The following is a 15,661-nucleotide window of genomic DNA, read 5'->3' on the forward strand; positions in this document are numbered from 1 at the left end:
CTTGATCTTCGCAAATCCAGTCCTACCAGGGACCCCACGCCTCACTTCAGCACCAACACACCCCACAGCCCTACTGAGAAAACCTCATTGGGGCGTTTGGACCCCCGGCGTCAGCCCACCGGAACGCCGCGCACCGAGACCGGCCCGCGGGTCGGGTCGAGCTCGGCCGCCTGGTCCACGCCGGCCGGGGTGAGCACGTCGAACGCCTTCGGCGCCGTCGCCGGGTCCGCGGCGCAGATCGGCGCCGTGCCCCCGGCCGCGCAGAGGCCGAACGTGTACTGGCCCGCCGTCGGCGTGAACGGCCGGGCCTGGTCGGGGGAGTTGCCGTCCTGACCGGTGAGCACCACCGCGAACGTCCAGCCCGGACCCGGCGTCCCCAGCGCCTGCTTCGCCACGCTGATCGTGATGTACCGCGTCGCCTGCGAAGCCTGCACCGACGGCGTCGCCAGCGAAGCGCCCGAAGCGTCGACCAGCGCCGGTTCGGCGAAGCCCTGGACCTCGACGCGCCGGCTCCACGCGTCCTGCGGCGCGATCGTGTACGCCCGGCTCGGGAACGGCGCCGCGGTCGACGTCGCCGTCGCGGCCGGGTCGTGCGCGTAGATCGTCAGCAGCTGCGCGCCCATCGGCGAGCCGAACGTCGGCGAAAGGTCGCGGACCTGCGCCCGGAACACCAGCTGGGAACCCGAGTCGATGACCTGGAACCGCCGCAGGTCGAACGCGCCGGCGTGGAAGTCGCCCGCCGTCGGGTAGGTGTACGTGCCGGGCCCGTTGTCGTCGCCGTCCGGGTCGGCGGTGTCCAGCAGCACGGTGCCGGTGACGAAGTCCGAGCTGATCGTCTTCTGGGCGTAGCCGGTGCCGGAACCGGTGGTGGCGGCCGCGGTGACGACGTTCGCGCCGAGCGGCGTCGGCACCGTCGCGGCGAACGTCCCCGCCGCGGAAGCCCGCACCGACAGCACCGAAGTGGTTCCCGCGTCCGTGGCCGAAACGGCGAGGTCGACCCGGCTGCCGGCGGGCGCGGTGCCGGTGACCGCGGCGGTCGCCGTCGACACCGACGAGGGCGCGTCGAGCGTGACAGTCAAAGCAGGCGGGGCGGAGACGTACCGCGAGCGGACTTCGGCGGGCTGCTCGGGCAGCCGGCCGTCGTCGAGGGCCCTGGCCAGCCGCACCGACTGCGACTGCGCCCAGCTCAGCGGCGCCACCGAGCCGACGGACTGCCCCGGCGTGAAGCCGATCGACGCCGTGCGCGGGTCCGCGCCGTACGGCGACGCGGGCAGCGCCGGGTTTTCCCACACCTGCTCGGGAATCAGCCCGGTGCCGCCGGTCTGGGCTCGCATCGCCCGGAGCAACGACGCCGCGCCCGCCCGGTCGCCGGTCTGCACGGCCTGCTCGCCGCGTTCGCCGGCGAGCACCGGCCACAGGTGCCCGGACCCGCTGTTCGTCGACGGCCACGGCGCACCGCTCGGGCCGCAGTTCGTCGGGTCCGGTTCGTAGCAGTCGCCGTAGCCGTCCTCGCTGCCCGGCGCCGAAGTTCCGTAGCGGTACCAGCCCGGCCCGGCGGGAGTGTCCCGCTTGATCACCCGGTCCACGACGCCGAGCGACGCGGCGACGTCCGGGTCGTTCGCCGGCAGCACGCCGAGGCGGGTCAGCTCGAGGAACCCGGCGTCGACCACCGCGCGCTGGTCGGCGTCGACCGAGCCGTTGCCGAGGTTGTAGAACCATTCCGAGTCCGGGGCGCCGTTCTTGGTCAGGCGCAGGAAGTACCGGCCGCCGTACGGGCCGGTGGAAGTCACGGTCCAGCCCTTGACGCTCCGCTGGAAGTGGTCGGCGGTGGCGCGGTAGACGCGGGCGCGCGCCGGGTCGCCGTTGCGGTCGGCGATCACGCCGGCGGCGACGAGCCCGGCGATCTCGGCGGCGATCGTCGAGGGGGAGTAGCCGCCCTGTTCCTCCCAGCGCTCCGAGCCGAACGCCGGGCCGTGCGCGACGACGAAGTCCGCGGCCGCGCGGATGTGGTCGGTGTAGAGCGGGCGATCGCGGTCCAGCCCGGCCTGCAACGCCATCAGGATCGGGTACGCGCTCTCGTCGAGCTGGTCGCCACCCGAGTCGGGCGCCTTCTCGCCGTTGAGCAGCGAGTTGCGCGGGAACCGGCCGTCCGGCTGCTGCTGGCGGGCGAACAGCCACCGCACGCTCGCCCGCGCGGTCTCGCGGTCGCCGGCGGCGAGCAGGCCGGAGAAGCTTTCGTACAGGTCACGGGCGAAGATCTCGCGGTAGGACCCGAAGTACACCGGCTTGCCACCGGGCGCGTCCCCGGCGGAGACCGCCTGCCCCCACGGGCTGCCCAGCGAAGCGACGACCGCGCCGGGGAACGTCTTGTCCTCACTGGCCTTCAGGACGTTGACCGACTGGAGATACGCGTCGGAATCCTTGCCGCGTAAGGGGATCAGCCCATTGTCGTAGTCACGCCACTGGCGAGCGTACTCGCGGTAGCTCTGGTCGAACGGCGTGCGCAGGCTCGCGCCGGCCGTGGCGACGGCGGCCCGCGCGTCGGCGCCGAACCCGAGCGCCAGCACGGCCGGGCGGCGCGGCTGGAGGTCCAGCCGCGCGGTCTGCACGACGTTGCCGTTCACCGCCGACGGCGTGGTGTCGGTGAGCCGGTGGTCGCGGTCCAGCTGGGCCAGCCCGTCACCCGCGGTGCCCGCGTAGCCGCTGGCGGTGGTCAGGAACCGCCGGTCGGCGCGCAGCGCGGCGGCCAGCGGGGTGCCGTAGTCGCGGGCCGGCGCGCTGGACACCGTGTTCGCGTCGGCGCTGACCAGCGCGGACGTCGCCGCGTCGACCGTGGCGGTGTCGCCGCCGCCGTTGGCCGGGCCGCCGCCGCCGTTGCCGTTGACGCTCGCGTCGAACCGCACGTAGACCTTCAGGTCCCGGCCGGAGTCCCGGAGCGGTTCCAGCCGGGTCCGGATGAGCACCCCGGTCCGGACCGGGTCGGCCAGGTACTCGGTGACCAGCCGGTACTTGCCGCTGCGCGCGGTCGACGTCACCTCGCAGGCCATCCCGCCCGCGCTCGTGGCGACGGTGTAGGTCATGTCACGCGCTTGGAAGTCGGTGAAGCTGCGCCCGTCCGTGACGGCGAACTGCAGCGTCTCGACGTTCGTGTTGTCGATCACCGGCGCGTAGACGTCGGACAGCACGCCACCGGCCACGGTGAACCACGCCTTGCTCGTCGTGTTCCGGGCGGTGCCCAGGCAGTCCTTGCGGGCCAGGCCGAAGTGCGAGACGGCGCCGGGTCCGGGATCGGCGGCGGGGTCTCCCCAGGCGGGAGCGGGCAGGAGGGTCGCGGCCAGCACCGCGCACAGCACCACGGACGACGTCGACCGAGTCATCGGCCCATCCGATCACGATCGCCCCGGGCGCACCAGGCCCGAACGGCAGCACGCTGTGACGTCCGGGCCCCCGGACGACGGTGTGGGCCTTACCGGTGATTGAGAATCCGGCGAGGTGGGTAGCAAACCGACAGTCCCCCGGGGAGGTGAACGTGGAAGAGCCGGAATCGGACGGCTGGCGGTACCGCGGCACGATTTCGCCGCGCACGCTGCCGAGCCTGCGCCGGCACCTCGTGTCGTGGCTGCGGCGACGCGCCGGCGACGAGGTCGGGCGCCAGGCCGACGACGTCGTCCTGGCCTGCTGGGAAGCGATGGCCAACGTGCTCGGCCACGCCTACCGGGGCCGGCCCGGGCTGATCGACGTCCGCGCCCGGATCGACGAGGAGGTGCTGATCGTCACCATCGCCGACCAGGGCCGCTGGGAGTCGGTGGTGGAGCGCGCCGACGGCGGCCGCGGGCTGCGCCTGATCCAGGCCCTGGTCGACGGGCTCGACCTCCGCTCGACCGACGACGGCACCGTCATGACGCTCACCTGGCCGTTCCCGGCCCGCAGCAGCGCCTGAGCCCGGTCAGCCGGGAGAGTCCGAGGACAGTTCTTCGACGAACCGGGCCGCGACGTCCCGGAGCTTCACGTTGGTGTGCTGCGATTCCGCGACGAGGCGCTTCATGGCGTCGTCCGCGGAGATGCGGTGCACGGCCATCAGGATGCCCTTGGCCTGCTCGATCACGGCCCGCGTCCGCATCGCCGCCTCGAGGTCGGCGGCCCGGCGGCGGGCCTGGTGGTAGCGCCGCGTGGTGCGCAGTCCGAACGAGACGATCGTGGTGTACAGCCGCAGCAGCTGCGAGTCGGCCTCGGCGAACCCGTGGTCGCCGTAGCCGAAGAGGTTGAGCGCTCCGGAGAGGTGCTCGTCGACGCGCAGTGGCGCGGCGAGGTAGCTGCCGACGCCGAGGCTGCGGGCGTGCGCGGTGAACTCGGGCCACGCCTGCCCCGCGGTGATCAGCGGCACCCGGACGATCTCGCCGGTCTCCGCCGCCCGCAGGCACGGACCTTCGTCCGCCGCGTACTGGACGCGATCGATCTCGACCGCGCGGTCGTCGGTGGAAGCCGCGGTCTCCGGCTTGCCGTCCCGGATCGCGGTGATACTGGCCATGTCGGCGCCGGGAACGGCGCGGACGGCATCGGCGCAGACAGCGTCGAGGATCTCCGCCTCGACGGGCTCGTTCTCCAGCGCCTGGGTGAGATCCGCCATGGCGGCGGTCAGCTCGTCGAGGTGCTCGGACAGAATCGGCTCACCGGTCACTGATCATCTCCGTCCCGGATGCTGCGGTCGAACGAACCGCTGCTGCTTCAACGGAACGGCAAAACCTTACCCGCGTGTGGCGCGTCTTCCGCAACTCCCGGGGCGGTGGCTCCGGCACGGCGCTCGCTGCTGAACGTCGTGGGTTGGTGCCGTGAACCACCTCACGACGACCCGCGGCACAACCCACCCCGCGACCGTCGCTGCGCCCGGCGTACCCGATGGGCCGCCGGACAACCGCTCAGCGGATCATCACTTTCGCGACCTCGGTGAGCCCGGCGACCCGGAGCACGCGGTCGAGCAGCCCGGCGCCACCAGCCGCAGGTCGTGCGCGCCGCTCCGGTCGAACAGCACGGAGATTTGAGCCTCCTTCGCTCGCCGCGCGTGCGAGACGGCGCCGGGTCGGTGTGCCGGGGCCGACTTCGCGCAGCTCAGAGCGGTGTGGCGCCGTCCGGCAGCCAGGTCATCGTGACCGTCGTGCCGTCCTCGCGGAGCACCTTCGCGCTGTGGCCGGCGAGGCTGTCGATGAGCCGCAGCCCGCGGCCCGGCGGCCCGCTCGTCTCGGCCGGCGGGCACCAGGAGCCGTAGTCGGTGACCGTCACGGTGAGCTGTCCGTGCAGTGCTTCGGCGCGGACCTCGACCGGGCCCACGGCCCGCCCGCGGTAGGCGTGCTCGGCGGCGTTGGCCATCGCTTCGTAACCGGCGAGGACGACGTCCTCCTGCTGTTCGGTGTCCAGGCCGAGCGTGCCCAGCCACCCGGCGAGCGCATGGCGCAGTTCCGGCAGCCGGTCCGCCACCGCGGCGGTGCGCCGGTGGAACGAAGCCAGGGGCGCGGGCGCACCGGGCGGGAGGGAGTCCGTCATGTGCCGTCCTCTCCGCAGACCGGAAAACTGGTGGTGCGGTGGGGAAATTTCCGGCCGACGCCCCGCGCCTCACCGATCTGCCCTGGCGCGCTGCCCGGGCGGACGCTCACCGCGTCGCCGAGCGCTTCCGTTTCGGCCATGGCGTCCATCCTGCCTGTTCGAGGGCGTCGCGGAAAGCCGGGCGGGGTGCTGACACGGCGGCGGATCGTCCGGGCAGGCATGATTGGGATCGGTTGAGCAAACAGCCTTCGTGACCACGCGCGCCCACCGGAAGTTCCGGTGGGGCCGCCGAAGGCGGGGAGATACGCCATGACCGACCACACCCACACTGAGGGCTCGACCACCGCTGTGCCATTCGGCGAGTTCCGGATCGCCCGTTCGGAGCAGTCCGGCGCGATCGTCGTCGAGGTGGCCGGGGACGTGGACACGACCACCGCCCCCGCCCTCCTCGAGGCCGCCGACGAGGCACTGGCGGCGGCGCCGGCGGTGCTGGTGGTCGATCTGAGCGGGGTCGAGTTCCTCGCCTCGCCCGGGCTGACCGCGTTGCTCACCATCCACCGCAACGCCGGCTCCGGCACCGCGGTGCGGATCGTCGCGGCCGGCCGGGCGACGCTGCGCCCGATCCAGCTGACCGGGCTCGAGGAGAGTCTCTCGCTGTTCCCGACGCGGGAGGCGGCGCTGAACGCGCCCTGACCAGGATCGCCGCGGCCGCGGTCAGCTCTCGGCCGGGACGGCCCAGCGGTGGATCGCGAGCAGGGCGACGTCGTCCTGGGCCGGCCGGTTGCCGATCATCGTGGCCATCACCCGCGCGCAGACGCGCTCGGGTTCCCCGGCCCGTAACGATTCCGCCAGCATCCGCATGCCGGTGTCGACCGGCCGGTCCCGCCGCTCGACCAGCCCGTCGGTGTAGAGCGCGAGCACCGCGCCCGGTGGCAGGTCGATCACGGTCGTGCGCCGTTCGGGCTGCCCGATGGTCAGCCCGATCGGCGGATCGGCGGGAACGTCCACCAGCCGGCCCGGCCCGCCGGGCCGGGCCAGCACCGGGGGCAGGTGGCCGGCGAGGGACAGCGTCAGCGCCTCCCGGCTCGGGCCGATGATCCCGTAGGCGACGGTGGCCATCGCGCCGTGCTCGAAGTGGTTGGCCTTGCGGTCGAGCTTGCCGAGCACTTCGGCCGGGCTCTCGCAGTCGAGGGCGTAGGCGCGCAGGGCGCTGCGCAGCCGTCCCATGATCACTGCGGCCTCGAGGCCGTGCCCGGAGACGTCGCCCATCACGACGCCGAGCCGGTCGCCCGGCAGGGTGAACAGGTCGTACCAGTCGCCGCCGAGGCCGGTTTCCGCGCCGGGCACGTACCGGGCGCCGAAGGCCAGGCCGGGCACGTCCGGCAGCCTGCTCGGCAGCAGGCTGCGCTGCAGCGCCATGGTGGCGGTGCGGTTCTCCTCGAGCGCCTCCATCTGGATCGCCATGGCGAGGCGGTCGGCGAGCAGCTGCATGGTGCCGACTTCGGACTCGCCGAACTGCCGGGACTCGACGGAACCGACGTGCAGCACCCCGACGAGCTCGCCACCGGCGATCATGGGCACGCCGAGCATGGAGCGCAGCCCCCGTTCCCAGAGGAGCGAGTTCACGACGGTCGTTTCGTCGACGTGGTCGAGGACCACCGGGGCCCGCTCGAGCGCGACCCGGCCGGCGAACCCGCTGCCCACCGGCACCTGCACGCCCTGGTGGACTTCCTCTTCGATGCCGGCCGCCGCGAAGGCCACGAGCTGGCGGGCACTGGTCTGGTAGCGCAGCACGGTCGCGGTGTCGACCTCCATGACCTCGCGCAGGCGCCGCAGCGTTTCGGTGAGCAGCTCGGCGAGCCCGAGGTGGCCCGTCGGGTCGCCGATGATCGTTTCCAGCTGCTGCAGCCGGTCCTGGGCGTCGAGACTTCGCGACATGGACAGACGATAGCCGTACTGTGCCGATCGTTACCAATCCGACCACAGTACGGCCGAATGGCTTCGTATCAACGGTTGCGTGCCGCCCCGGGGTCGGCCGCTTTTGGCCGGATCGGCAACTCGCGGGCCTGACCATCCCGGGTTTCGACGGCGGGTCTCCCGGGGTAACCAGGCCGGCGTGAGTGTCGACTTGGAATGGGTGGGCGTGCTGCGGCACGGCCAGAGCACCGGGAACGTGGCACGGGAAGAGGCGGAGTCGGCGGGAGCGGACGTGATCGACGTCGCCGAGCGCGACGCCGACGTGCCGCTGACCGACCTGGGGCGGGAGCAGGCGAAGGCCGCGGGCGAGTTCCTCGCGGCGCGTCCGCCGGACCTCGTGGTCACCTCGACCTACCGCCGGGCCTGGGACACCGCCCGGCTCGCCACGCCGGACGGGGTCGAGATCGTGCCGGACGAACGGCTGCGCGACCGGGAGCTCGGCGTGCTGGACCTGTTGACCTCACACGGAGTCCGCGAACGCTGGCCGGACGAGCTGCGGCGCAAGCGGCGGCTGGGCAAGTTCTACTACCGGCCACCGGGCGGTGAGTCCTGGGCCGACGTCGTGCTGCGGCTGCGGTCGCTGCTGGCCGAGCTGAGCGCGCGGCGCCCCGGCGCGCGTGTGCTGCTGTCCGCGCACGAGATGACGGTCTTCGCCCTGCGCTACCTCCTCGAAGGACTGCCGGAGCCCGACCTCATGCGCGTCGCCGCCGGCACCGAGGTCCCGAACGGCTCCGTGACCGCCTGGGAACGCGACCGCGACGGCGGGTTCACCATGGTCCTCGCCCAGGAGGTCGGCCACCTGCACGCCACGGCGACCCCGCCGACGGCGGACGACGATGCCGCGCAGCAGCTCTCCTGACCCGGCGCCGATCAGCCCGGCCCTGCTGCGGGACAGGCGGATCGGCGTCGAGGACCGCGGCACCGTGCTCGTCATCGGCGGCGCCCGGGCCGTGCCGGGGGCGCCGGCGCTGTCCGGGACCGCCGCCCTGCGCGCCGGGGCCGGCACGCTGCAGCTGGCGGTCAGCGAACGGCACGCGACGGCTATCGGCGTGTCCGTGCCCGAGTCGTCGGTGTTCGGCCTGCCGGAGACGGCTTCCGGCGCGATCGCCGACGGCGCCGTGGACCGGCTGGCGGACGTGCTGCCCGGGGCCGGCACCGTCGTGGTCGGTCCCGGCCTCACCGGCGCCGCCGAAACCGAGGACCTGTTGCGGCGCCTGATCCCCGCCATCGCGCCGGACGCCCGGGTGGTGCTCGACGCCTTCGCGCTCGGCGCGCTGAGCCGGGCGCCGGACCTGGCCGAGCCGCTCGCGGGCCGGCTGCTCCTCACGCCGAACCGGACCGAAGCCGCGTTCCTCGACGGCTGCGAGGAAAAGGACGTCGACGACCGGGAAACCGCGATCCGGATCGCCGGCCGCTACCAGGGTGTCGTGCTGCTCATGGGTGTGGTCGCCGAGCCTGGCGGCCGCACCTGGCGGGACGGGAGCGGCCACGTCGGACTGGCGACGTCCGGGAGCGGTGACGTGCTGGCCGGGCTGACCGGCGGCTTCCTCGCCCGCGGCGCCGCCCTCGACCAGGCGGCCTGCTGGGCGACGCACGTCCACGCCGTGGCCGGCCAGCGGCTGATCCCGGACACCGGGAGCACGGGGCTGCTGGCGCGGGAGCTCGTGGCGGAGATCCCGCGGGTCATCGCCGAGCTGGAGCGCTGAGCGTCATCGCTGTGCGGCCGGTCGCACGACCAGTTCGTTGACGTCCACGCCGTCGGGCTGGCCGATCGCGTACGAGACGGCGCCGGCGATGGTGTCCGGCGGGAGGGAAACCGCGCGGTAGGCCCGCATCGCTTCCCTGGCGCCCGGTTCGGTGATGGTGTCGGCCAGTTCGGATTCGACGACGCCCGGCGAGACCGTCGTGACGCGGATGCCGGGGTCGGCTTCGAGGCGCAGGCCTTCGGTGATCGCCCGGGCCGCGTACTTCGTGCCGCAGTAGACCGCGGCCGTCGGCACCACTTCGTGCGCGCCGGTGGAGGCGATCGTCACGAAGTGCCCGTGCCCCTGCCGCCGGAAGTGCGGCAGGGCCGCGGCGATCCCGTGCAGCAGGCCGCGGACGTTGACGTCGATCATCCGGTCCCACTCGTCGACGAGCAGCGAGTCCAGGCGGGACAACGGCATCACGCCGGCGTTCGCGACGAACACGTCGAGCCGGCCGTGCACCCGCACGGCGGCGTCGGCGAACGCGGCGACGTCCGCGCGGTCGGTGACGTCCAGGCGGTGCACGTCCGCGGTGCCGCCCGCGTGGCGGATCTCCTTCGCCAGTGCGGCCAGCCGGTCTTCCCGCCGGGCGCCGAGCACGACGTGGTGGCCTTCGGCGGCCAGGCGCAGCGCGGTGGCGTGCCCGATGCCACTGCTGGCGCCGGTGATGAGGACGGTCTTCACGGAGCTTTCCTTTCGTGGGGGGAGGTTTCCGGGCAGGGTGAACCGCCCGTCCATGGTGGATTCGGGAAGAGCGCGCGCCTCAGCGGCGGAGGTTCTCCGGCGCCTGCGCGCTTTCGGCGGTGAGGCTGCCCAGCAGGGCCAGTGCCGCCTCCGACGGGCTGCCCGGCTCGGCCTGGTACACGATCAGCTGCCGGCCGGGCGCGCTGTTCACCGTCAGCGCCTCGTAGCTCAGGACGAGCTCGCCGGCCAGCCGGTGGTGGAACCGCTTGGTTTCGTGCGTCTTCTGCCGGATGTCGTGCCGGGCCCACAGCCGGCGGAACGCCTCGCTCTTCACCGACAGCTCGCCGACCGTCTCGATCAGCCGGGGGTCGTCGGGGTCGATCCCGGCGGCGGCCCGGAGGCCACCGACCGTGTTGACGGCGACGCGTTCCCAGTCCGGGTAGAACTCGCGCGCGTCGGGGTCGAGGAACACCAGCCGGACCAGGTCGCCGCGGTGGCGGTGCCCGTCGAACAGCGCCTTGCCCAGCGCGTTGTGCGCCAGGACGGTCAGGCAGCGGTCGAGGATCACCGCGGGCGTGCCCGGCCAGCTCTCCATCAGGCGCACGAGGTTCGGGCTGACCTGCTCACGCCGCCGGGCGCGACGGCGCGCGCCCGGCACGGGGGCGGCCAGCCGGTGCAGGTGGGCGGCGGCGTCGTCGTCCAGGGCCAGCCCGCGGGCCAGCGCGTCGACGACCTGAGCCGACGGGTGCCGCTCCCGGCCCTGCTCCAGCCGCACGTAGTAGTCCGTGCTGACGCCGGCCAGGAGCGCGACTTCCTCGCGACGCAGCCCGGTGACCCGCCGTGCGCCGCCGGCGAGCAGCCCGAGATCCTCGGGCCGCACCTGGGCGCGGCGGGCCCGGAGGAATTCTCCGAGCGCGTTCTCCTTGGCCATGATCCGAGGCTAACCCGGGCCCGGCCGGGCAGGGTGGCCGCGCCGCACCCACCTTCAGGTCAGCGCGAAACGTCTCGATAATCGTTGACCGATCCGGGGTCGCGACCCGCCCGCGACCACGACGACGTCGGCGCCGCCTGGTGGGACAGAAGTGGAATGACCGCCAAGCCCAACGGGAACGGCAACGTCTTCGGCTTCACCGTGCAGCACAACGGCAACTGGACCTGGCCGAGCCTGAGCTGTCAGGCGGGCTGAGGCGCCGGAGCGGCGTCGTCCACAGTGGAACAACGGAGCCGGATGTGGCCGTCGTCACACGCGGTGCGGCGGTGGCCGAGGCAGTGCGAAAACTGTCGGTGGTGGCGGCTAGCCTCATCCCATGAACACGGACGACGCGACGGTCCCGGCGGACCAGCTGACCAAGGGCCAGTGGTTCTGGCACGAGCCGGCGCCGGGACTTCCCGCGTGGCAGTTGCAGGTCAACTCGGCGGAGTTGCTGGAGGACTCCGTCGAGATCTTCACCACGGACGAGGAGCGCGAGCTGGTTTCGTACCCGCGGAGTCGCTTGGTGCGGCTGGCCAGCGCGGCTTGAGGGGTTGTGGGGTAGAACACTTAGGGGGTTGAGGGGAAGGCCGTGCGGCGGTGGTCGAGGCCGCGCGGCGGGGGCGGATAGACGCGGCTGCTCTTTGCTTCGGATGACCGAGGTGGCGCACGCCGCAGGCGAACCGCGGCTGCGCCAGGTGCTGAGCTGAGTGGAGCCGCTGCCGGCCAAGCCTTTGCGGGTGAAGGTCGTTCCAAGTGAAGCCTGAGTCCCCTGCGTCCTTCGGGGCTTCGGGGGCGCTGCCGAGCGATGTTCGTTTGTTCGCCGGGTGGCGCTGGGCCGTCACCCGGGTCGGGTGCGCAGGGATCGGCGGGCGTCAGGGTTTCGGAGGCGTAGCCGATGTTCGCCGGGTGATGCTCGGCCACCCGGGGTCGGCGGCGTCAGGGTTCGGGGCGCTGCCGAGCGATGTTCGTTTGTTTGCCGGGTGACCCCCGGCCGCCATCCGGGTCAGGCCCGCAGGGCCGCCGGGCGCCAGGTCATCCGGACCGTCGTACCGTGGCCGCCCGTGTCGATGTCGGACTGGTCCGTCACCTTCTCGATCAGCACCAGTCCGCGGCCGCCGGAGGTGCGCAGGCCCGCCTGGCGGGGACGGGTCGCCGGGATGCCGCAGCCGGTGTCCGTGACGGTCACCGTCACCGCGTCGCCGGCGCGGGAGGCCTGGAGCCGCGCCCAGCCGTGACCGTCCGGGTAGGCGTGCGCTGCCACGTTCGCCAGTGCTTCGTACGTGGCCAGTGTGATGTCGTGCGTGCTCTCCGCGTCGAGCGGGAGCGCGCCCAGCCAGTGGGTCAGCTTGCGGCGCAGTTCGGCCATCTCGTTGGGCAAGGCCGGCGCCAGCTCTTCGAACGTCGAGACGACCACGGCCCCGGCGGCGGCGCGCTGCGGTGGCGTGGTCCCGGCTTGGTCGCCGTCGGTATTCTCGCCCATGTCGACCCCAGATTCCGGGATTTGTCGGTACACGATCCGCTCCCATCGGTCGGCCGTCATGGCCCCCGTTTCGGCATGCTTCTCTGGTGGGCTACCCACCGCGACGGGGTCCTACCCGTTGTGCTTTCCGGAATGTCTCGCTACAGTGGAGGCGCTCCTCGCGGATGCCGGCCCCACGGCCGCCCGGAGGAAGCTTCCCGGATTCAGGCCGATCGGCCTCTTTCCTCATTCCCGGCCACGCCGTTCGCGCAGGCCGGTCACCTCATCAGGAGACACCCATGTCTTTTCACGGAATCCTTGACGTATCAGGAAAAACCCCCTTCGTCCGGACCGGCTACCGGCCGGCGCCCGACGACGTCGCCCTGCCGCTTTCGTTCGTACGCAAGCACCGGCTGCGGCCCGGCGACGAAATCACCGGCACCACCGAAAAGCTCGCCAGCGTCAACGGCGCCGATCCGGCGGAACCGCGGCCGTTCTTCGACGACCTCGTCCCGGTGCACCCGGACCGGCGGCTGCTGCTCGAAACCACGCCGACGCGGATGCTGTCGCGCGTCATCGACCTCGTCACCCCGCTCGGCAAGGGACAGCGCGCGCTGGTCGTTTCGCCACCGAAAGCCGGGAAAACCACCGTGCTGAGCGAAATCGGCCACGGCGTCGCGGCCAACCACCCGGACTGCCGGTTGCTGGTCCTGCTCGCCGACGAGCGTCCGGAGGAGGTCACCGAGCTGCGGCGGACCGTGCGCGGCGAGGTGATCGCGTCCACGTTCGACCGTCCGCCCGCCGAGCACGTCGCGGTGGCGGAACTCACCGTCGAGCGAGCGAAACGCCTGGTGGAGCGCGGCGAAGACGTCGTGCTGCTGCTCGACTCGCTGACCCGGCTCGGCCGCGCGTACAACCTTTCGGCCCGCCCGTCCGGCCGGACGCTGTCCGGTGGCGTCGACGCGGCCGCGTTGCAGCCGATGAAGCGGATCCTCGGCGCCGCCCGGAACCTCGAGGGCGGCGGGTCGCTCACGATCGTCGCCACCGCGCTGGTGGAGACCGGTTCGCTGGCCGACACGGTGTTCTTCGAGGAGCTGAAGAGCACCGGCAACGCGGAACTCAAGCTCGACCGCAAGACCGCCGAGCGCCGCATCTTCCCGGCGGTCGACATCGCCGCGTCGGGCACCCGGCGCGAAGAACTGCTGGTCACACCGGGCGAACTCGCCGCGATGCGCGAAGTCCGGCGCGCGTTGCCGGGTCCGCACGCGATCGAGCAGCTGCTCGACCAGCTCCGCAAGACGGGCTCCAACGCCGAGTTCCTCTTCCGCGTCACGGGTGCGGCCCTGCCAGAAGCGGCCTGACGGCTCAGGCTTCGCGGCGTTCCCGGAGTTCGCCGGTCACCTTTTGCCCGACGCCACGGGCTTCATCGACGCTGTCCGGCGGTACGCCTTCGCCGGGTTCGTAAAGGTTGTCGTCCGCCCGGCCGGGATCCGGGGTGCCGGGCCGCGCGATCTCGGGTTGTTCGTTCGGCTGGGACATTCCCGGGTGGTACCCGGGAACCGGCGCCACCAACCGCGCCGGTCACCGAGGCGGTTGGTAGGGGGTGGCGCGCGGATAGGACGGCCGTTCGGGTCCCCGGTTCAGGGTGGCGACGAGAAAGCCGAACCCGACCACGGCGACAACGAGCGGCGCGGCACCGGGCCCGGCGGCCCACCACCACGCGGTCCCGGCGGCGGCCACCAGCCAGGCCACGACGAGAGTTCGCTTCGCGGTGAGGGGATAGGGCTTCGGCAGCTCGCGGACGGCAGTCGCCCCGAGCACGAGCAGCCCGGCCAGGGTCACGAGCAGCACGGTCAGGTACACGGGATGTCCTCCTTCGGGAGTAGGGCATCTGGATTCCGGTTACCCGTGCGCCGGACCGGAATATCGTGGCGTCGGGCACAGCGCCGCCGGATTCGGTTCAGCGGTGCCGGGACCAGCGGCTTCGGCGCGCGGCGCACCTCGCCCACGACTTCGGTGCGCAGGGGCGAGCCAAGTGCTCGGCCAGTGCGCCGGGCGGACGCAGTGGTCCGGTGTCCGAAGGCGGGATCCTCGCCGCCTGCGCCCCGGCCTCGGTGGCTCGGTCTCGTGACCGCGCGTCCTGGCCCCGGCGGCGTCAAGCCCGGTGACCGCGCCGCTTAACCCCGGTGGCTCGGTCTCGGTGACCGCGCGTCCCGGCCCCGGCGACCCAACCCAGTGACCGCGCCCCGACCCAGATGACCGCGCCCCGGCGGTGACATCGGCCCGGCGAAGCCCGGCGAGCCGCGCACGACCACCCCGGCCGCCCTCAGCTGCCTCGCCCGGTGGTGCGCTGCAGTTCGTCGATCCGCGCGGACGCCTCGGCCTTCGTGAGGTTGTCCGGGACCTCGACCCCGGCCTCCTGGGCCAGGGTCTGCAGATACGACTTCTGCGGGCCGGTCATCGGCTCGTCACCGGTGGTCCAGTCGCTCGGGTCCTTCTCCGGGTTCGGCTCGACCTGATCAGTCATGACTCCTCCCATCGAACGCCTGTTCGGTCGACTTCGACTGTAGTCCAGGGGTCCGACAATCGCCGGCCAAGCCAAGCCGGCCAGGGAGGCGAGCGTCGGCGGCCACCCAACTGAGCGGCGCGGGTCAGGCGCCGGCCGATGGGGTGCTCGGCGATCCCTTCTCGTGGCCCGGCCGCCCGATCGTCCGGCGGTCCGCCTTCATCTGCTGTTCGTACAGGTGACGGCGGCCGTCGGTGAGGTCGGCCAGCAGCTCGCGCTCGAGATCGCGGCACGCCTTGTAGTAGCCGTCGTCGTACTCCTCGACCACCTGGAACGTCCACCGGTCGGGGAGCACGTTGAGCCCGACGAGCTCCTCCGAGATCCGCCGTGCCCAGTCCTCGTGGCCGGCCTTCTCGAGTTGCTTCACGGCGTCGCCGAGGGCCAGATCCGCGCTCCCGGTCAGCTGGTGGAACGAATACAGGTGCCCGCGGGCCCGCTCGATCTTCTCCAGCGCCTCGGTGACCCTGCCGACGGCTTCGATCGTGGCGGTGTCGTCTTTGTCGACCATGCCCGGAAAGTGCCCCGTTCCGGGAGTTCTACACCTCCCGAACGGGCAAGGCCGGGCAGTTGGCTGCGGCAGCGAGCTGCCCGATTGGCCCGATTGGCCCGGTTTCAGGTACTGGCCGTCCGCGCTGCCGAACTCGGGCCCGCCGGCCAGTGCCGTGTCCTGCCAGCCGTCCGGGCCGGGCGTCAGGGTGCGCAGCTCGGTGCGGACGTCG

Annotated in this window: 18 protein-coding genes; 6 read left to right on the forward strand and 12 right to left on the reverse strand. The window is 72.7% G+C overall.

Annotated elements, in window-relative coordinates:
- Positions 1 to 110: 110 nt before the first annotated feature.
- Positions 111 to 3,377 carry a glucodextranase DOMON-like domain-containing protein gene (locus AB0M82_RS45390; protein ID WP_364735960.1) on the reverse strand — a complete coding sequence of 1,089 codons (3,267 nt, stop codon included), beginning with the start codon at positions 3,375 to 3,377 and terminating at the stop codon, positions 111 to 113.
- Between the two features lie 152 nt (positions 3,378 to 3,529).
- On the opposite strand from AB0M82_RS45390, the gene AB0M82_RS45395 reads away from it, so the two are divergent.
- Positions 3,530 to 3,940 (forward strand): ATP-binding protein, encoded by a 411-nt coding sequence (locus tag AB0M82_RS45395; RefSeq protein ID WP_364735963.1) that lies wholly within the window; start codon positions 3,530 to 3,532, stop codon positions 3,938 to 3,940.
- Between the two features lie 6 nt (positions 3,941 to 3,946).
- Here AB0M82_RS45395 and AB0M82_RS45400 read toward each other — a convergent pair whose 3' ends face one another.
- The 3 genes from AB0M82_RS45400 to AB0M82_RS45410 all read right to left on the reverse strand — a co-directional run bounded on the left by AB0M82_RS45400 (position 3,947) and on the right by AB0M82_RS45410 (position 5,678).
- Complete coding sequence (locus tag AB0M82_RS45400) at positions 3,947 to 4,678, reverse strand: GAF and ANTAR domain-containing protein (protein ID WP_364735966.1); 732 nt, start codon at positions 4,676 to 4,678, stop codon at positions 3,947 to 3,949.
- Between the two features lie 428 nt (positions 4,679 to 5,106).
- Positions 5,107 to 5,538 carry an ATP-binding protein gene (locus tag AB0M82_RS45405; protein WP_364735969.1) on the reverse strand — a complete coding sequence of 144 codons (432 nt, stop codon included), beginning with the start codon at positions 5,536 to 5,538 and terminating at the stop codon, positions 5,107 to 5,109.
- Complete coding sequence (locus AB0M82_RS45410; RefSeq protein WP_364735972.1) at positions 5,535 to 5,678, reverse strand: hypothetical protein; 144 nt, start codon at positions 5,676 to 5,678, stop codon at positions 5,535 to 5,537. Before AB0M82_RS45410 ends, AB0M82_RS45405 begins: the two co-directional genes overlap by 4 nt.
- Positions 5,679 to 5,847: 169 nt before the next feature.
- On the opposite strand from AB0M82_RS45410, the gene AB0M82_RS45415 reads away from it, so the two are divergent.
- Positions 5,848 to 6,231: an STAS domain-containing protein gene (locus AB0M82_RS45415; protein WP_364735975.1), complete on the forward strand. Its 384-nt coding sequence runs from the start codon at positions 5,848 to 5,850 to the stop codon at positions 6,229 to 6,231.
- Between the two features lie 21 nt (positions 6,232 to 6,252).
- Here the strand turns inward: AB0M82_RS45415 and AB0M82_RS45420 are convergent, their stop codons facing one another.
- Positions 6,253 to 7,476: a GAF domain-containing SpoIIE family protein phosphatase gene (locus AB0M82_RS45420; RefSeq protein ID WP_364735978.1), complete on the reverse strand. Its 1,224-nt coding sequence runs from the start codon at positions 7,474 to 7,476 to the stop codon at positions 6,253 to 6,255.
- A gap of 178 nt (positions 7,477 to 7,654) precedes the next feature.
- On the opposite strand from AB0M82_RS45420, the gene AB0M82_RS45425 reads away from it, so the two are divergent.
- Together AB0M82_RS45425 and AB0M82_RS45430 are read left to right on the forward strand one after the other, a co-directional pair.
- Entirely contained in the window at positions 7,655 to 8,374 is a 720-nt protein-coding gene (locus tag AB0M82_RS45425; protein WP_364735981.1) for a histidine phosphatase family protein, read from the forward strand.
- On the forward strand, positions 8,352 to 9,221 hold the full coding sequence (locus AB0M82_RS45430) for an NAD(P)H-hydrate dehydratase (RefSeq protein WP_364735984.1): 870 nt from the start codon (positions 8,352 to 8,354) through the stop codon (positions 9,219 to 9,221). Before AB0M82_RS45425 ends, AB0M82_RS45430 begins: the two co-directional genes overlap by 23 nt.
- Positions 9,222 to 9,224: 3 nt before the next feature.
- On the opposite strand, the gene AB0M82_RS45435 is transcribed toward AB0M82_RS45430, so the two are convergent.
- Positions 9,225 to 9,944, reverse strand: a complete 720-nt coding sequence (locus AB0M82_RS45435; RefSeq protein WP_364735987.1) for an SDR family oxidoreductase — start codon at positions 9,942 to 9,944, stop codon at positions 9,225 to 9,227.
- Positions 9,945 to 10,023: 79 nt separating this feature from the next.
- Positions 10,024 to 10,875, reverse strand: coding sequence for a helix-turn-helix transcriptional regulator (locus tag AB0M82_RS45440; RefSeq protein ID WP_364735990.1), 852 nt, complete (start codon positions 10,873 to 10,875; stop codon positions 10,024 to 10,026).
- A 376-nt stretch (positions 10,876 to 11,251) separates the two neighbouring features.
- On the opposite strand from AB0M82_RS45440, the gene AB0M82_RS45445 reads away from it, so the two are divergent.
- The gene (locus tag AB0M82_RS45445) at positions 11,252 to 11,464 is read left to right on the forward strand and encodes a hypothetical protein (protein WP_364735993.1); all 213 of its coding nucleotides are present in this window, start codon (positions 11,252 to 11,254) and stop codon (positions 11,462 to 11,464) included.
- A gap of 456 nt (positions 11,465 to 11,920) precedes the next feature.
- Here the strand turns inward: AB0M82_RS45445 and AB0M82_RS45450 are convergent, their stop codons facing one another.
- Complete coding sequence (locus AB0M82_RS45450; RefSeq protein ID WP_364735996.1) at positions 11,921 to 12,397, reverse strand: ATP-binding protein; 477 nt, start codon at positions 12,395 to 12,397, stop codon at positions 11,921 to 11,923.
- A 278-nt stretch (positions 12,398 to 12,675) separates the two neighbouring features.
- On the opposite strand from AB0M82_RS45450, the gene rho reads away from it, so the two are divergent.
- The gene (gene rho, locus AB0M82_RS45455) at positions 12,676 to 13,737 is read left to right on the forward strand and encodes a transcription termination factor Rho (protein WP_364735999.1); all 1,062 of its coding nucleotides are present in this window, start codon (positions 12,676 to 12,678) and stop codon (positions 13,735 to 13,737) included.
- A gap of 4 nt (positions 13,738 to 13,741) precedes the next feature.
- Here rho and AB0M82_RS45460 read toward each other — a convergent pair whose 3' ends face one another.
- The 4 genes from AB0M82_RS45460 to AB0M82_RS45475 form a co-directional block, all read right to left on the reverse strand.
- Positions 13,742 to 13,915, reverse strand: coding sequence for a hypothetical protein (locus tag AB0M82_RS45460; RefSeq protein WP_364736002.1), 174 nt, complete (start codon positions 13,913 to 13,915; stop codon positions 13,742 to 13,744).
- A gap of 42 nt (positions 13,916 to 13,957) precedes the next feature.
- Complete coding sequence (locus tag AB0M82_RS45465) at positions 13,958 to 14,239, reverse strand: hypothetical protein (RefSeq protein WP_364736004.1); 282 nt, start codon at positions 14,237 to 14,239, stop codon at positions 13,958 to 13,960.
- A gap of 463 nt (positions 14,240 to 14,702) precedes the next feature.
- Positions 14,703 to 14,903 (reverse strand): DUF3072 domain-containing protein, encoded by a 201-nt coding sequence (locus AB0M82_RS45470; protein WP_364736007.1) that lies wholly within the window; start codon positions 14,901 to 14,903, stop codon positions 14,703 to 14,705.
- Positions 14,904 to 15,027: 124 nt separating this feature from the next.
- Positions 15,028 to 15,450: a hypothetical protein gene (locus AB0M82_RS45475; RefSeq protein WP_364736010.1), complete on the reverse strand. Its 423-nt coding sequence runs from the start codon at positions 15,448 to 15,450 to the stop codon at positions 15,028 to 15,030.
- Positions 15,451 to 15,661 lie beyond the last annotated feature (211 nt).

This window comes from Amycolatopsis sp. NPDC051128 (assembly GCF_040682715.1).
In the GTDB taxonomy this organism is placed as follows: Bacteria; Actinomycetota; Actinomycetes; order Mycobacteriales; family Pseudonocardiaceae; genus Amycolatopsis.

Bases quoted from the DNA above. Each gene is read 5' to 3' on its own strand.
- AB0M82_RS45390 (WP_364735960.1), bottom strand. From the start codon at position 3,377: ATGACTCGGTCGACGTCGTCCGTGGTGCTGTGCGCGGTGCTGGCCGCG.
- AB0M82_RS45405 (WP_364735969.1), bottom strand. From the start codon at position 5,538: ATGACGGACTCCCTCCCGCCCGGTGCGCCCGCGCCCCTGGCTTCGTTC.
- AB0M82_RS45410 (WP_364735972.1), bottom strand. From the start codon at position 5,678: ATGGCCGAAACGGAAGCGCTCGGCGACGCGGTGAGCGTCCGCCCGGGC.
- AB0M82_RS45415 (WP_364735975.1), top strand. From the start codon at position 5,848: ATGACCGACCACACCCACACTGAGGGCTCGACCACCGCTGTGCCATTC.
- AB0M82_RS45420 (WP_364735978.1), bottom strand. From the start codon at position 7,476: ATGTCGCGAAGTCTCGACGCCCAGGACCGGCTGCAGCAGCTGGAAACG.
- AB0M82_RS45430 (WP_364735984.1), top strand. From the start codon at position 8,352: ATGCCGCGCAGCAGCTCTCCTGACCCGGCGCCGATCAGCCCGGCCCTG.
- AB0M82_RS45440 (WP_364735990.1), bottom strand. From the start codon at position 10,875: ATGGCCAAGGAGAACGCGCTCGGAGAATTCCTCCGGGCCCGCCGCGCC.
- AB0M82_RS45445 (WP_364735993.1), top strand. From the start codon at position 11,252: ATGAACACGGACGACGCGACGGTCCCGGCGGACCAGCTGACCAAGGGC.
- AB0M82_RS45450 (WP_364735996.1), bottom strand. From the start codon at position 12,397: ATGGGCGAGAATACCGACGGCGACCAAGCCGGGACCACGCCACCGCAG.
- rho (WP_364735999.1), top strand. From the start codon at position 12,676: ATGTCTTTTCACGGAATCCTTGACGTATCAGGAAAAACCCCCTTCGTC.
- AB0M82_RS45460 (WP_364736002.1), bottom strand. From the start codon at position 13,915: ATGTCCCAGCCGAACGAACAACCCGAGATCGCGCGGCCCGGCACCCCG.
- AB0M82_RS45470 (WP_364736007.1), bottom strand. From the start codon at position 14,903: ATGACTGATCAGGTCGAGCCGAACCCGGAGAAGGACCCGAGCGACTGG.
- AB0M82_RS45475 (WP_364736010.1), bottom strand. From the start codon at position 15,450: ATGGTCGACAAAGACGACACCGCCACGATCGAAGCCGTCGGCAGGGTC.